Source organism: Rugamonas fusca (genome assembly GCF_014042365.1).
In the GTDB taxonomy this organism is placed as follows: domain Bacteria; phylum Pseudomonadota; class Gammaproteobacteria; order Burkholderiales; family Burkholderiaceae_D; genus Rugamonas; species Rugamonas fusca.
The window spans coordinates 61,032-74,805 of the sequence record NZ_JACEZS010000008.1 but is presented as its reverse complement, the minus strand read 5'-3'; the positions used below and the strand labels follow the sequence as shown (position 1 = coordinate 74,805).

10 protein-coding genes are annotated in these 13,774 nt (G+C 66.9%); 6 read left to right on the top strand and 4 right to left on the bottom strand.

Going from position 1 to position 13,774, the window contains the following annotated elements; all coding sequences use genetic code 11:
• The first annotated feature begins 128 nt into the window (after positions 1-128).
• Together queC and H3H36_RS27530 are read left to right on the top strand one after the other, a co-directional pair.
• A complete protein-coding gene (gene queC, locus H3H36_RS11115; RefSeq protein WP_182217391.1) occupies positions 129-845 on the top strand; it encodes a 7-cyano-7-deazaguanine synthase QueC in 717 nt (238 codons plus the stop codon).
• A 176-nt stretch (positions 846-1,021) separates the two neighbouring features.
• On the top strand, positions 1,022-4,018 hold the full coding sequence (locus tag H3H36_RS27530; RefSeq protein WP_182217388.1) for a CHASE domain-containing protein: 2,997 nt from the start codon (positions 1,022-1,024) through the stop codon (positions 4,016-4,018).
• A 135-nt stretch (positions 4,019-4,153) separates the two neighbouring features.
• Here H3H36_RS27530 and H3H36_RS11105 read toward each other — a convergent pair whose 3' ends face one another.
• Entirely contained in the window at positions 4,154-4,546 is a 393-nt protein-coding gene (locus H3H36_RS11105) for a hypothetical protein (RefSeq protein WP_182217386.1), read from the bottom strand.
• Between the two features lie 705 nt (positions 4,547-5,251).
• On the opposite strand from H3H36_RS11105, the gene H3H36_RS11100 reads away from it, so the two are divergent.
• The 3 genes from H3H36_RS11100 to H3H36_RS11090 all read left to right on the top strand — a co-directional run bounded on the left by H3H36_RS11100 (position 5,252) and on the right by H3H36_RS11090 (position 8,689).
• Complete coding sequence (locus H3H36_RS11100) at positions 5,252-5,746, top strand: hypothetical protein (RefSeq protein ID WP_182217384.1); 495 nt, start codon at positions 5,252-5,254, stop codon at positions 5,744-5,746.
• A gap of 120 nt (positions 5,747-5,866) precedes the next feature.
• Positions 5,867-7,852: a GAF domain-containing sensor histidine kinase gene (locus H3H36_RS11095; RefSeq protein ID WP_182217381.1), complete on the top strand. Its 1,986-nt coding sequence runs from the start codon at positions 5,867-5,869 to the stop codon at positions 7,850-7,852.
• A 261-nt stretch (positions 7,853-8,113) separates the two neighbouring features.
• On the top strand, positions 8,114-8,689 hold the full coding sequence (locus tag H3H36_RS11090) for a nitrogen fixation protein NifQ (protein WP_182217378.1): 576 nt from the start codon (positions 8,114-8,116) through the stop codon (positions 8,687-8,689).
• Positions 8,690-8,698: 9 nt separating this feature from the next.
• Here the strand turns inward: H3H36_RS11090 and H3H36_RS11085 are convergent, their stop codons facing one another.
• Entirely contained in the window at positions 8,699-10,204 is a 1,506-nt protein-coding gene (locus H3H36_RS11085; RefSeq protein WP_182217375.1) for a DUF3369 domain-containing protein, read from the bottom strand.
• A gap of 409 nt (positions 10,205-10,613) precedes the next feature.
• Entirely contained in the window at positions 10,614-12,578 is a 1,965-nt protein-coding gene (locus H3H36_RS11080) for a PhoX family protein (protein ID WP_182217373.1), read from the bottom strand.
• Positions 12,579-12,817: 239 nt separating this feature from the next.
• Between H3H36_RS11080 and H3H36_RS11075 the strand changes: the two genes are divergently transcribed.
• Positions 12,818-13,309 (top strand): DUF3016 domain-containing protein, encoded by a 492-nt coding sequence (locus tag H3H36_RS11075; protein ID WP_182217372.1) that lies wholly within the window; start codon positions 12,818-12,820, stop codon positions 13,307-13,309.
• 21 nt (positions 13,310-13,330) lie between these two features.
• Here H3H36_RS11075 and H3H36_RS11070 read toward each other — a convergent pair whose 3' ends face one another.
• Positions 13,331-13,774 (bottom strand): thioesterase family protein, encoded by a 444-nt coding sequence (locus H3H36_RS11070; protein WP_182217369.1) that lies wholly within the window; start codon positions 13,772-13,774, stop codon positions 13,331-13,333.

Below are 13,774 nucleotides of genomic sequence, written 5' to 3'. Positions count from 1 at the left end.
GGGCGGGTGGTGCCGGAAACATGGGACTCCATCGGGATGTGCGCTATGCGCATGTTACCGGATTGCCTTAAGCGATGGCGTACTTATAATGTTGCACCTTCCACCGCAACCCCAACAGAAAGACCGCAATGCTACCTACCGATACCGCCCTGGTGCTCTTTAGCGGCGGGCAAGACTCCACCACTTGCCTGGCCTGGGCCCTGCATCACTACGCCCGGGTGGAAACCATCGGCTTCGACTACGGCCAGCGCCATGCCGTCGAGCTGACCGTGCGTCCCACCGTGCTGAGCAAGCTGCGCGCCCACAACCCGGCCTGGGATGCCAAACTGGGCGAGGACCACATGATCGACCTGTCGCTGATCTCGGCCATCTCGCAAACGGCCATGACGCACGACATCGCCATCGAAACCCAGGCCAACGGCTTGCCCAACACCTTCGTCCCCGGCCGCAACCTGCTGTTCATGACGGTGGCCGCCACCGTGGCCTACCGGCGCGGCCTGAGCGTGCTGGTGGGCGGCATGTGCGAGACGGATTTCTCCGGCTATCCCGACTGCCGCGATGACACCATGAAGGCGCTGCAAGTGGCGCTCAACCTGGGCATGGACAGCCGCTTCAAGCTGGAAACCCCGCTCATGTGGCGCGACAAGCGCCAGACCTGGGAGCTGGCCCACGAGCTGGGCGGGGCCGCCCTCGTGGACCTGATCCGCGACGAAACCCACACCTGCTACCTGGGCGAACGGGGCGCGTTGCACGACTGGGGCTATGGCTGCGGCACCTGCCCGGCCTGCGCGCTGCGCGCCCGTGGCTACCGCCAGTACGCCGGCACCGAGGCGCCGGCCGCCTGACCCCCCCGTCGCCGGGCGCAGCCCGCGCCGCGCCCGCGCGCTCCGCTGGTTGTTGCTGCCATGCAGCTAGTGCGTTGCATGGCGGCAGTCTCTCACGTACTATCGGTGACGGGGCGGTCGCGGCCGTCCCGTGCCGGCGTGCCGCTCCCGCTCCCAACCTTAGGCGACGATCGCAGATGACCTCCCTCGCTTCCCGACCTCCCGTCGTCCGGTGGCTGCAGGCCTTGCTGCGTCCGGCCGTGCTGGCCGGCGTGATCCTGGCCGGCGGACTGGTGCTCACGGCCGGCCTGTGGCGCGACGCCCGCGCCGACGCCGAGCGCGATGCCCAGATCGAATTCGATTTCCGCGTGCGTGAGCTGGTCAACAGCATCGCCCAGCGCATGGACGCTTACCTGCAGGTGCTGTACGGCGTGCAGGGCCTGTTCGCCAGTGCCGACTACGTGGACCGCGCCGAGTTCCACCGCTACCTGGAAGGGCAGGGCTTGAGCATGCACCTGCCCGGCATCCATGGCGTGGGTTACATGCGGCTGGTGGCCGGGGCCCAGCGCGCGGCCCATGTGGCGGCCGTGCGCAGCGAAGGCTACCCCGATTACGCCTTGTTCCCGCCCGGCGAGCGCGAACTGTACGCCCCCGTGGTGTACCTGGAGCCGTTCAGCGGCAACAACCTGCTGGCCTTCGGTTTCGATTCCTGGTCCGAGCCCGTGCGGCGCGCCACGCTGGTGCAGGCGCGCGACTCGGGCCAGCCGGCCATGAGCGGGCGCATCCGGCTGCTGCAGGAGGGCGCCGGCGGCGGCCAGTCCGGCTTCCTCATCATGTTGCCCGATTACCACAACCACCTGCCCCATGCGACGCCGGCCCAGCGCCGGGCCGCCATCCGTGGCTGGGTCTATGCGCCGTTCCGCATGGTCGAAGTGATGGCGGGGCTGGACCGGGGGCGCGGCCTGGGCCTGGACGTGGAGATCTACGATGGCGACGGGTACGACCCGGCCGCGCTGATGTACGACAGCGCGGCCGGCCACGGGACATGGACCCGCCACACGGTGCAGAGCATGCGGCTGGCCGGGCACCGCTGGACGCTGCGCATCGGCGCCACGCCGGCCGCCTCGGGTGGCGTGAGCAAGCCCGAGCTGGTGGGGGGCGGCGGCGTGGCGCTGTCGGTGCTGCTGGCCGGGCTGGCGTGGCTGCTGGCGCGCAGCCGGGCCCAGGCCAACATGGCGCTGGCCCAGGCGCACCGGCTGGCCAGCGAGCTGCGTGACGGGGAAGCGTCGCTCAAGCAGCTGGCCGAGCGGGCCCAGCGCAGCCAGGCCATGTTGCGCAGCATCCTGGACTCCACCGTGGACGGCATCCTCGTCGACAGCCCGGACGGCACCGTGTTCGATTCCAACCGCCGCTTCCGCGAGCTGTGGAACTTGCCCGAACAGTTGGACTGGCAGGCCGACGGCGCCGTGCTGCTGGCCCACATGGCGTCGCAGCTGGTGGGGGAGGCGCCGCTGCGCCACGCGGGCGCGTCCGCCGGCGGGCCGGTGGTGGAGCGGCGCGGCCCGCACAGCACGCTGCTGCACACCAAGGACGGGCGCGTGATCGAGCAGGTCACGCGCAGCCTCACGCTGGGCAGCGTGGTGGCGCGGCTGTGGTCGTTCCGCGACGTCACGGAGGCCACCCGCAACGCCCAGCGCGAACAGACCCGGCGCCAGGTGCTCGAATTGCTGGCCACGGGCGCGCCGCTGCAAACCATCCTCGAGAGCGTGGTGCTGGGCGTGGAGGCCGATCATCCGGGCATGATGTGCAGCATCCTGCTGCTCGACGAGGCCGGCGAGCACTTGCTGGTGGGCGCCGCGCCCAGCCTGCCGGCCTTCTTCAACGCGGCCGTGCACGGCATGTCCATCCACAGCGCGGAAGGCAGTTGCTGCCGCGCGGCCCAGACCGGCCAGCGCGTGATCGTCGAAGATATCGGCCACGACCCGGCCTGGGCCGGCAACGCGGCGCTGGCCGCGCGCGCCGGGCTCGGTTCGTGCTGGTCCGACCCGATCCTGGGCGCCAACGGCAAGGTGCTGGGCACGTTCGCCATCTACCACCGCGAACCGCACCGGCCCAGCCTGGCCAACATCGCCCTGATCGAGCAAGCCGCGCGGCTGGCCGGCATCGCCATCGAGCAGGCCCGCGCCGCGCAGGCGCTGCGCGCGGGCGAGGCCCGTTTCCGCAGCCTGTACGACAACGCGCCCGTGGCCTTGTGGGAGCAGGACTGGTCGGCCGTGCGGGCGGCGCTGTCGGAACTGGCCTTGCAAGGGGCGGAGGAGCCGGCGCGCTACCTGCAGGCCCACCCGGGCGAAGTGCGCCGGCTGGCCGGGCTGGTGCGCATCCTGGACGCCAACGGCGCCGCGCTGGCCCAGGTGGGGGCGGCGCCGGGCAGCAAGGACCTGGCGGCGCTGAGCCTGGCCCAGTTGTTCGACGCGGACGCCATGCCGGCGTTCGCGCGGGCCGTGGTGGCGCTGGCCGGCGGCCAGCAACTGTTCGCCTGCGAGGGCAGCTTCCAGCGCCTCGATGGCAAGTCGCGGCTGAACGAACTGACCTTGCTGGTGATGCCGGGCCACACGCTGAGCCTGGACTTCATCATCGTCTCGACGGTCGACATCACGGAGCGGCGCCGCATGAACGACGAATTGCTGGTGCTGGCCACGACGGACTTCCTGACGGGCTTGCCGAACCGGCGCGAATTCATGCGCCAGCTCGATGCCGAGCAAGCCCGCTTGCAGCGCGACGTGGGCGGCTGCGCGGCCGTGCTGATGCTGGACCTGGACTTGTTCAAGCACGTCAACGATGAATATGGCCACGCCACGGGCGACGCCGTGCTGCGCCACCTGGCCGGCCTGATGCGCGACAGCCAGCGCAAGATCGACATCCTGGGCCGCGTGGGCGGCGAGGAATTCGCCATCCTGCTGCCGGGCGCCGACCTGGACGCGGCCGGCGCCTTCGCCGAGCGCCTGCGCCAGCGTATCGCCGATACGCCGTTGCAGGTCCGTGGCCAGCCGTTGCCGGTGACGGTGAGCGTGGGCATCGCCGCCCTCAGCGCGGCCGACAGCAACGCGGACCAGGCCTTGATCCGGGCCGACCAGGCCCTGTACCGCGCCAAGCGGGGCGGGCGCAACCGGGTGGAGCGGATGCCGGCCGGCTGAGGCTGGCGCTGTTGGCCGCTATCGTGGCGGCCAGCCTGCCAGGCGGCCTCCAGTCCACCAGTCCGTCAGCCCGCCAGCCCGCCAGCCCGCCCGTCCGCTGGCCCGCGCGGCCGGCGGCCCGGCCGCGCCTGTGGTTCAGACGGCGTGTTCCAGCGATGGCGCCTGGCGCTGCTTGCGCTGGCGCGCCGCGTACCACCAGAACATGCCGACCGGGATCAACAGCGGCAGCAACAGCGGCGAGATGGCCGCCACCAGCAGCAGCGTCAGCAGGGCGAAGCCCACCACCATCAGCACGCCCAGGCTGGCGAACAGCAGGCTCACCAGCACGGCCACGCAGGTGAGGGCGATGGCGGCGATCACCATGCCCGCGCCGCCGAACAGCACGGCCAGCAGCGCGCCCAGCGGACCGTCGATCTCGTCGCCGTCCACGTTCACGTGCATGTCGCCGGTAGCGAGCGCGTACCAGACGGCCGCCGCCAGCAGGGCAAAGACGGTCAGGGGGATCAGTTTCTTGGCAGACAAGTTCATGGCGGTCCTCTTGTTGTGATGTGGTTGGCCTGGCGGGCGCAAAGCGCATCAGGCATGGTGGTACTGTAGGGTGGCGCGGCGGCGCACGCCACGCCATTGCGACGGAGCGCCGCTTTGGCGGGATGGACGGTAGGTTGGCGGCGCCCAACGGCCGCCGGCGGCGCTTGATCGTGGACAAGCCGGCGGCAAAGGACTCCGTCCAGGCGGCCTTTTCCCTTGAACTAAAGACATGCCTGCCTATACTGAAAGTCTGATCAGTCATACGGAGGGCAACATGGCATGGCTAGAGATTAGCGAGGGTCAATCGATATCCTCGATTTGCAACCGGGCAAGGCGCCAGCGTAGCGCACCGTACTGCTCCAACGGGCCCAAGGGGCCGCCTTCGGCGCCACCCACGATACCGCCCATTATCATCAATCCATTCGTCTACCAGATGCCCGAACCGGCCATCGATCCGCGTGTGACGCCATTGCGCCCGCCGATCACGCCGCCGCCCCGGCCCGCGCTGTCGTGCGCGGGCAGGCGCCAACGCGGCTGAGCTGGTACACCCATCCATCGCCTGGTGGCGCGACAGGATCAGGCCGTCCGGCCTGGTTCCTGTTGTGCGCGTGCGCGCGTGGCGTGGCCGGTGGCCGGCCGGAGGCAACAGCCAGGGCCGATTTCGACTATCATGACGGCCCCGTCCTTTTTCACGAGCCGCCCGCCATGCCTACCGACGCCCCAGATTTCGAGCAACCCGATGACGCCCTCGTGCAAGAGGACCGCGTGTGGCAAGGCAATGGCTGGACCGCCCGCGTGATCAAGAACGAGGAGGACGAGGGCTGGGCCGTGGCCATGATCAAGGATGGCGAACCGGAACCGGCGCTGGTGGGCCCGTGGACCATGGGCCGCGACAAGAAGAACCCCAAGCCGCTGGACGTGAACGCGTTCAACACGCTGGTCAAAACGGCCAACGAAGTGTTGCGCCGCCACGAACAGCAATTGCACGCGCAATTGCACAAGAGCGTGTTCGTCAGCACGGAGACGGGCCAGCTCAAGGTCAACCTGGACATCGTGCCGGACGAGGACGATCCCTACGCCACCCTGAGCGCGTGGGACAGTTATGGCGAGCAGCTGGCCAGCGTCCGCGTGGCGCCCACCTTCAAGCTGACCGTGGCCAGCGCCGAGGCGTGGGTCGCGAACGACTACCGCCGGCCATAAGACGGGGCCGGCGGGCTGCCGCGCCGCGCTGGCCCAGCCGGGGCCGCAAAGATTGCTGGCATGATGCGCCGGCGACCTGCTAGTATTTCCTGTGTGCATCTGCAAACATAGGAAAAACCGATGGAAAGTCGCCTCACCCGCCTGGAAGCCGTGCAAACCATGCTGCTCGAGATCGGGCGGCTGTCGAGCCGTTGTACCAATGTCACGGAATTCCTCGAAGGGGTGCACACGGCGCTGGGCCGCATCATGTACGCCGCCAACTTCTTCGTCGCGCTGACGGACCAGGGCCGCGATGAGGACAACAAGGTGCGCTTCGTCTATTTCGTCGACGAGGCCGACGCGGCGCCCGACCGCGACACCTGGTTCAAGCTGGCCTCGCCCGAACAGTCGCCCACGGCGTGGGTGATCTTGCACCGGGTGCCGCTGGTGATGACGGCCGAGCAAGCCATCTCCAAATCGTTCGCCGGCAGCACCTGGGGCGTGGGCACCACGGCCGAGCACTGGATGGGCTGCCCGCTGCTGGACCAGAACCACGTGGCGCTGGGCGCCATCGTGATCCAGAGCTACGACAAGGAACACACCTTCAGCGCCGAAGACCAGGCATTGTTCGAACTGATCGCCGGCAGCGTGTCGGGCGCGCTGCAAGGCTTGCAGAGCGTGGACCGGCTGGAGCGGGCCGTGCGCGAGCGCACCGCCCTGCTGGCGCACGAGGTGGCCGAGCGGCGCCGCGCCGAGAGCATCCAGCACGCGCTGTACCAGCTGGCCGATTTGTCGGCCACCACGGTCGATGGCGCCACGCTGAACCGCCGGCTGCACGACATCATCGGCGAACTGGTGCCAGCCCGTAATTTCCTGATGGCGCTGTATCACCCGGACCGGCATGAGATGACCGTTCCGTATTTCGTTGACGAAAAGGACGCCCAGGCGCCCGTCAAGCGTTTCGCCTACGGGCAGGGCATGAGCTCCTACGTGCTGCAAAAGCGCCAGGCCGTGTTGCTCGATGGCCCCGGCTACGCGGCCCTGGTGGCCAGCGGCGAGCTGAACGAACCGATGGGCAATGTCGATATCGCCAGCTGGATGGGCGCGCCCATGCTGCTGGGCGAGAAGATCTATGGCGTGATCATCGTGCAAAGCTACGATCAGGGCGTGCGCTACACCCAGGCCGACCTCGACATCCTCGCCTTCATGGCCAACCACGTGGCCGTGGCCATCGCCCGCATGCAGGCCGACCGCGCCATCCGCAAGGCCAAGGAAGCGCTGGAGGAACAGAACGCGGCCCTGAACTCGGCCCTGACGGCCTTGCAGGAAGCCCAGTCGGAACTGGTGCGCCAGGAAAAGCTGGCCTCGCTGGGCCGGCTGGTGGCCGGCGTGGCGCACGAGATCAACACCCCGCTGGGCATCTGCGTGACGGCCACCAGCCACCTGGTGCAGGAACTCAAGCTCACGCGCGAAGACCTGGCGGCCGGCACGCTGGACGAGGAGGGCTTGAACAGCTTCTTCGACATCGTCGACCAGTCGCTGCGCATCATGACCACCAACACCCAGCGCGCGGCGGCCCTGGTGCGCAGCTTCAAGCAGGTGGCCGTGGACCAGTCGTCCGACGAGATCCGCGCCTTCAACCTGCGCAAGTACCTCGATGAAGTGCTGCTGTCCTTGCAGCCCAAGCTCAAGGGCAAGCAGGTGGCCGTGGAGATCGATTGCGCGCCCGACATCCACATGGAAAGCTTCCCCGGCGCCGTGTCGCAGATCGTCACCAACATGGTGGTCAATTCGCTGGTGCACGGCTACGGCGAAGGGCAGGAAGGCAAGATCCGCATCACGGGCAAGCTCGATGGCGACCATGTGCTGTTCGACTACAGCGACGATGGCATCGGCATGGACAACACCACGCTGGCCCAGTTGTTCGATCCGTTCTTCACCACCAAGCGCGGTTCCGGCGGCAGCGGGCTGGGCGCGCACATCCTGTACAACCTGGTGACGGGGCCGCTGGGCGGCACGGTCAAGGTGGTGAGTGCGCCGGGCATGGGCTTGCATTACAAGCTGCGCTTCCCCCGCACCCGCCGCAAGCAGGGACCGGAGGAGGTGGCGCAGGCGGAACCGGCATGACGCCTGCCGGCCTGACGTGGAGCCGGTCCGGCCCCGCGTGGGCTGACATGGCCGCGCGCATATAGCGCACGCCGGGATGGCCGGCCGTGGCGGTGTTGTTTATTTGATTGTGTTCACAATTGCAAGCTTCACGTTTCACACGAAATGTGTAGCAAGTATATTAAGATTGTGAAACGCCTCTGATACGCGTTCGCGTATATGGAGCGACCACAATAAAGGAGACGCCATGACCTCACGCGCTAGCGCGCAGCGTGCCGCGCCATGACAGGGAACATTCCCTTCGTGGCGGCCGTGCTGTTGCCCACTGTCGACCTTGCCGATCCCGCCGACCCCGCCGCAGCCACCGCCACGCTCAAGCCGGAACCACTGGTGCTGGCCGCGCTGGCCGGCGTGCTGCGCAGCGCCCAGGAGGGCGAATTGCCGCTGTTCGTGCGCACGCTGGGTATGTCCCAGTCGGCGCTGTTGCGGATGGCCGGTTGCTGTTTTCCCGCGCTCGACTACCACGAGCCCATCCCCGAGCGCAAATACGCGGCGCTGCTGGCGTGCGCCCCGCCCGAGTTTCACAAACTGCACGCGCTGCTGATGGCGCAGCGCGGCGCGGGCGCCGACCCCTGCCACGTGGATTGGCTGGCGCGCGCGCTGGCGGCCGCCTGCCTGGGCCAGCGCTTCCTGTGGCAAGACCTGGGATTGACGGGGCGCGAGGAACTGGAAGCGCTGCTGCGGGGCTATTTCGGCCCGCTGCACGTGCGTAACGGCGGGCGCGGCCAGTGGAAGCAATTTCTGATGCAGGAACTGGGCGCGGCGCCGGCCGCCCGGCTGGGCGCCGGCCTGGTGTGAGGCGGTCCGCTAGTCGGGGAAGCGTTCGTTGATGGCCAGCGCCTTGTCGATGTTCTTGCACAGCAGTTCGACATAGACCGGGTCCAGGTGCTGGCCGGCCACGTCGCGCAAGTGGGCCACCACCTGCTCCACCGGCCACGCTTCCTTGTAGCAGCGCTTGTGCATGAGCGCATCGAACACGTCGGCCACGGCCACGATGCGCGCGTACAGGTGGATGTCCTCGCCCTTCAAACCTTGCGGGTAGCCGCTGCCGTCGTATTTCTCGTGGTGCTGGTGGGCGATCACGGCGGCCGCCTTGAGGATGGGGCGTTGCGAGCCGTCCAGGATGGACAGGCCCACGGCCGGGTGCTGTTTCATGATTTCCCATTCGGCCGCGTCGAGCTTGCCCGGCTTGAGCAGCACGGCGTCCGGGGTGGCGATCTTGCCGATGTCGTGCATGGGCGCGGCGTGGCGCAGCACGGCCGTCTCGTCCTCGGACATGCCAGCCGCCGTGGCCAGCAAATGGCAGATTTCGGACATGCGTCGCACATGGTTGCCGGCCTCGTTCGAGCGCGACTCCACCACGTCGCCCAGGCGCAGGATCAGCTCGGCCTGGGTGTCCGTGATTTCCTGGGTGAGCAGGATGTTGTCGAAGGCGATTGCCACGCCCGAGCAGAACACTTCCAATAGCTTGGCGTCGATCTCGGAGATTTCCTCCACGCCTTTTAACACCAGCAGCGAGGCCTTGCCGCTGGCATTGGGGAAGTAGCCGACGTAGATATCGCCCTGGATGCGCGAGATCTTGTTGCTTTCGGCCTCGTCGAGCTGGGCCAGCAGCTCCGGGCTCAGGATGGAATCGTCGTCATCGCCGATCTGGGCCAGGATTTCATATTCATGTTCGCCGCTGATGGCGGTGGCGCCGCGCAGGCGCAGCAGCATGCTGTTTTCCAGCCGCAGCAGGGCCACCACTTGCTGCAGCAAGCCGTTGGCGAAATCCTTCAGATTGCGCTGCTGGAAGATGTGGGCCGAGGCGGCGATCACCCGTTCCAGTCCTTCGCGGTAGTTGAGCTGGGCGCGGCGCGCCTCCTCCACCTTCATGATGTCGCGGTAGGCGCGCAGGGCGGCGAAGGTGGTGGTGAACAGCTTGGTGCGGTCGAGCTCGGTCTTTTCCTTGTAGTCGTTGATGTCGTAGTTGACGATCACCCGTTCCTCGGGCGCCTGGCCAGGCTGGCCCGTGCGCAGCACGATGCGGGTGAACTGGTTGTCCAGGTCTTCGCGCATCCAGCGCGCCACTTCCAGGCCGGAATCCTCGCGCTCCATCACCACGTCCAGGAACACCAGCGCGATGTCGCTCTCGCGCGCCAGCACTTGCTTGGCCTCGGCGCCGCTGTAGGCGTGCACGAAGGTCAGGCCGCGGCCTTCGAGCCGGAAGCGGGACAGGGTCAGCTTGGTGATGTCATGGATATCGGGCTCGTCGTCCACCAGCAGGATTTTCCACGGAGGTAGCTTCGGCGACGCTGTAGACAAAAAAGACATAAGAACGAGTTCCGCAAAAGGGCACAACTGACTCAATACTAAAGGCGCAGCCTATAGGGCATTTCACTCCAGGCAAAACTTCGCGGTGTGCGTTTTTCAGGCACACTTTTTCGATTGTAGTCCCAAGCCGTCGTCATTAACAACAAGCAATAATGTTTCCTGCTGCCCAAACAACATCCCCCGTCGGGCGCAGGGATTTTCCTGCCATTCCAGACTCCGCCCTGGCGCACTATGCAAACCAGAATTTACTTCATTCTTGACAATATTGCTATCTCCAAGCAAATATTTTTTGACGGCAAAATCGGGGACGTACCCCCATTTATCCGTGCGGCAATGAAAACGGGGACGTTGCACCAGTGAAAAATGGTGTTACGTCCCCGATTTTGCTTCCCCGCAAGCGGGGCTGGGTTTAGGACAGCACAGGCAGGCCCGTCAGGTAGCCGACGGCCGCGCCAAAGCGGTCGCGGTAGTTGGCGCGGATCAGCGGGTCCAGCGTGGGCATCACCTTGGCATGCAGGCCCGTCAGGTTGCCGGCCGCGTCCTTGCCCACTTCCCAGTCACCGGGGTGCTGGAAGTTGCTCATGATGTAGGCGAAGCCGTTGATGTCGTCCACCGCGTGCAAGCCCGTCGATTCGGCGCCGGCCGGCGTGGACAGCAGCCGCGTCAGCGCTTTGGTATCGACGTTGTAGGCCCACAGGAAGTTGTTCACGTGCAGGCCGCTATCCTCGCCGATGAACAAGGTGCGCAGCTTTTCCGAGAACTTGATGTTGTCCGGGTTGGCCACCTTGTCCGGGTTGGCCAGGTTGCCCAGCGCGTCCGGCGTGGCCAGGTCCTCGCCCACCAGAGCCGGCACGGCCGCCATGTCGACCGGCACCCAGTCGCTGTTGATGGCCGCGCCGCTGGTATCCTGCTGGCCGCCCTTGAGGTTGAGGCCGTACACGATGCCGGCGCTGGGGCCGGCGACCTTGACGCCGCCCGAGCCATCCTTCATGGCGCCGTTGATGTAGCTCATGGCCGAATAGGCGATCTTGTCCTTGGCGTTGACGGTCGTGCCTTCCATCTTGGTGAAGCCCATGCTGCCGCCCTTGAGCGCGGCGTAGCGGTGGGTTTCCAGGAACGCGGCCGCCTTCTCCATGCCGGGCATCAGCTTGACCCAGTTCTTCTTGCCGCTGAACGGGATCTGGGTGTAGCTGGCGTCGGCCGGGTCGGCCGTCTTGACGGACACAATGTCGGCCGCCTTGAGCGTGTCGGCCAGGGCCTTGATCTCGGCGCTCGTGGCGCTACCGAGCTTGATCCAGGTGAGGTCGGCCGAACCGCCGTTGTCGGACGTCTTTTGCGCCCACTTGGCCACGTACAGCGTGCCCGAGGACAGGTCGCGCGCGCGGTCGGCCACGAACATGAACAGGCCGCCGTTGGTGGCGTCGTCGCCCATCAGCGCGGTGCGTTCGTCGGGCATCACTTGCACCAGCTCGTGCGACAGCCGGCCCATGCAGTAGTGCTTCTTGATGCTGGCCGTGCCGTCCGGGTTGACCGTCACTTCCGGCAGATGGCCGTAGTGGTAGGGATTGGCCTTGGTGGCGTCGCCGAACAGGTTGGTGCTGAACGCGGCGAACTGGCTGTTGCTGGCGATGGTGGTGGCGTCCGGCTCGTATTCCTCGCTGGACAAATGGGTGTTCCAGGGCGAGCGGCTGGCGCCGCACGTGATCCACAGGCCGTTCACGGCGCTGGTGTCGACGTTGTGGTACTTCACCAGCGACAGCGCGCCCGTGGTCTTGTCCTGGTCCAGCGTCAGCACGGCGATCGGCGAGGGCAGCATGCCGTACATGGAGGTGCCAGCGACGTTGCGCGTCGTGTATTCGAACTGCACCACGGCGAACACGGTGTTGCCTTTCACGCCGGGCACGGTGGGCGCATCCAGCTTGAGCAGCGAAGTGCCGTCCGGGCAGTCGGAGAAGAACTGGCGCTGGCCGGCGTCCGTCTTGTCGACGATGGGCTGGTTGTGGATGTCGTAGTAGCCGCCGGCCAGGATGGTGCCGCCGCTGCCGTTGGGCACCATGGCGCCCGTGATGAAGAAGGTCTGGTACTGCAGCGTGTAGCTGCGCTTGCTGCCATCGCTGTAGCTGGCCTGCAGGGCCGAGCCGACCGTGGTGGTGGCCATCTTGGCCGCGTCGGCCAGGACCGGGGCCGGCATGCCGGAGAAGGTGACGGCACTGAGGGTGGCGGTGGGCGGCACCGCGGCCGCGGCGCTGGCGGAGGAACCGCCGCAGGCCGACAGCAGCAGGGAGGCGCTGCCCGCGCCAGCGAGCGGCAGCAGCGGCGCGCTGGACAGGAATTGCAGCAGACGGCGGCGGGACAGATCGGGGGACTCGTGCATGAAGAACATCCTGTAGTGGTGACAAACCGGGGTTAAGCCGTTTCACGTGCCGCGCGCGCGGCGCCGGCGGCATCATGCGAGGCGGTGGCGCACCTCAATAAGCGGCATCTTAGTTTTTTGATATGACGGGCGCGTGACATTGGTAACAATGTGATGCAATGCGTATTGGCCGCCATCAAACGCGCTATAGTGAAAATATGCGGCCCGTCCGCCTATTCCGTGTGAAAGGAAGAACGATCATGCTTACCCGTTACCGTATCCTGGCCGCCGCGGTGCTGGCGCTGGCGACCGGCGCCGCGCTGGCCGAGGTGACCGTCACCTACGTCAAGCCGGAACAGTTCAGTGATGTGCCCTACGGTGTGCGCGAACGCGAGCAGGTGATGAAGGAGCTGACGGCCCATTTCACCGACCTGGGCAAGCGTTTGCCGGCGGGGCAAAGCCTGAAGGTGGAAGTGCTGGACGTGGACCTGGCGGGCTGGGTCTATCCGCGCCGCTGGGGGCCGGACGATATTCGCGTGCTGCGCGGCGGCGCCGACTGGCCGCATATGCACCTGCGCTTTACGCTGGAGCAGGACGGCAAGGTGCTGCGCAGCGGTGACCGCGAACTGGCCAACATGATGTACCAGGACCGCATGAACCGCTATCCGAGCGACGATACGCTGCGCTATGAGAAGCAGATGCTCGACGACTGGTTCCAGAAGGAGTTCGCACCGGATCACAAGGCTGGCTAGGCGGCCTGCGCGGCCATACCGTCACGGCAGCCGGTTCACCTGCGGGAAGCGGGCCGCGAACGCCTCCGGCATGGGCACCACCTTGCTGGCCGGGTAGTTGAAGAACACGAAGCCGTACTTGGCCATGGCCACCAGCGCCGCGTCGCGCAGGCGCGTGACGCGGAAGATGATGTCGCCGCCGTACTTGTTAAAGTCCATCACCCCCACTTCGAACAGCAGCTGGTCGCGCGCGTGCGCCTCGGCCCGGTAGGTGGTGGCCAGGTCGGTGACGATGATGCCGGTGCCGTCCGGCTGCACTTCGGGCACGCCAGCGTCGTACAGGAAGCGGGCGCGCGCTTCGGACAGCATCGAGATCATGGAGTCGTTGCCCAGGTGGTTGGCGCCGTTGATGTCGGTCACGCGCACGGTGAGCTGGGTCGAATAGCAGAACAGGTGGTCGGGAAAGTCGAGGACGAGGCGGGCCAT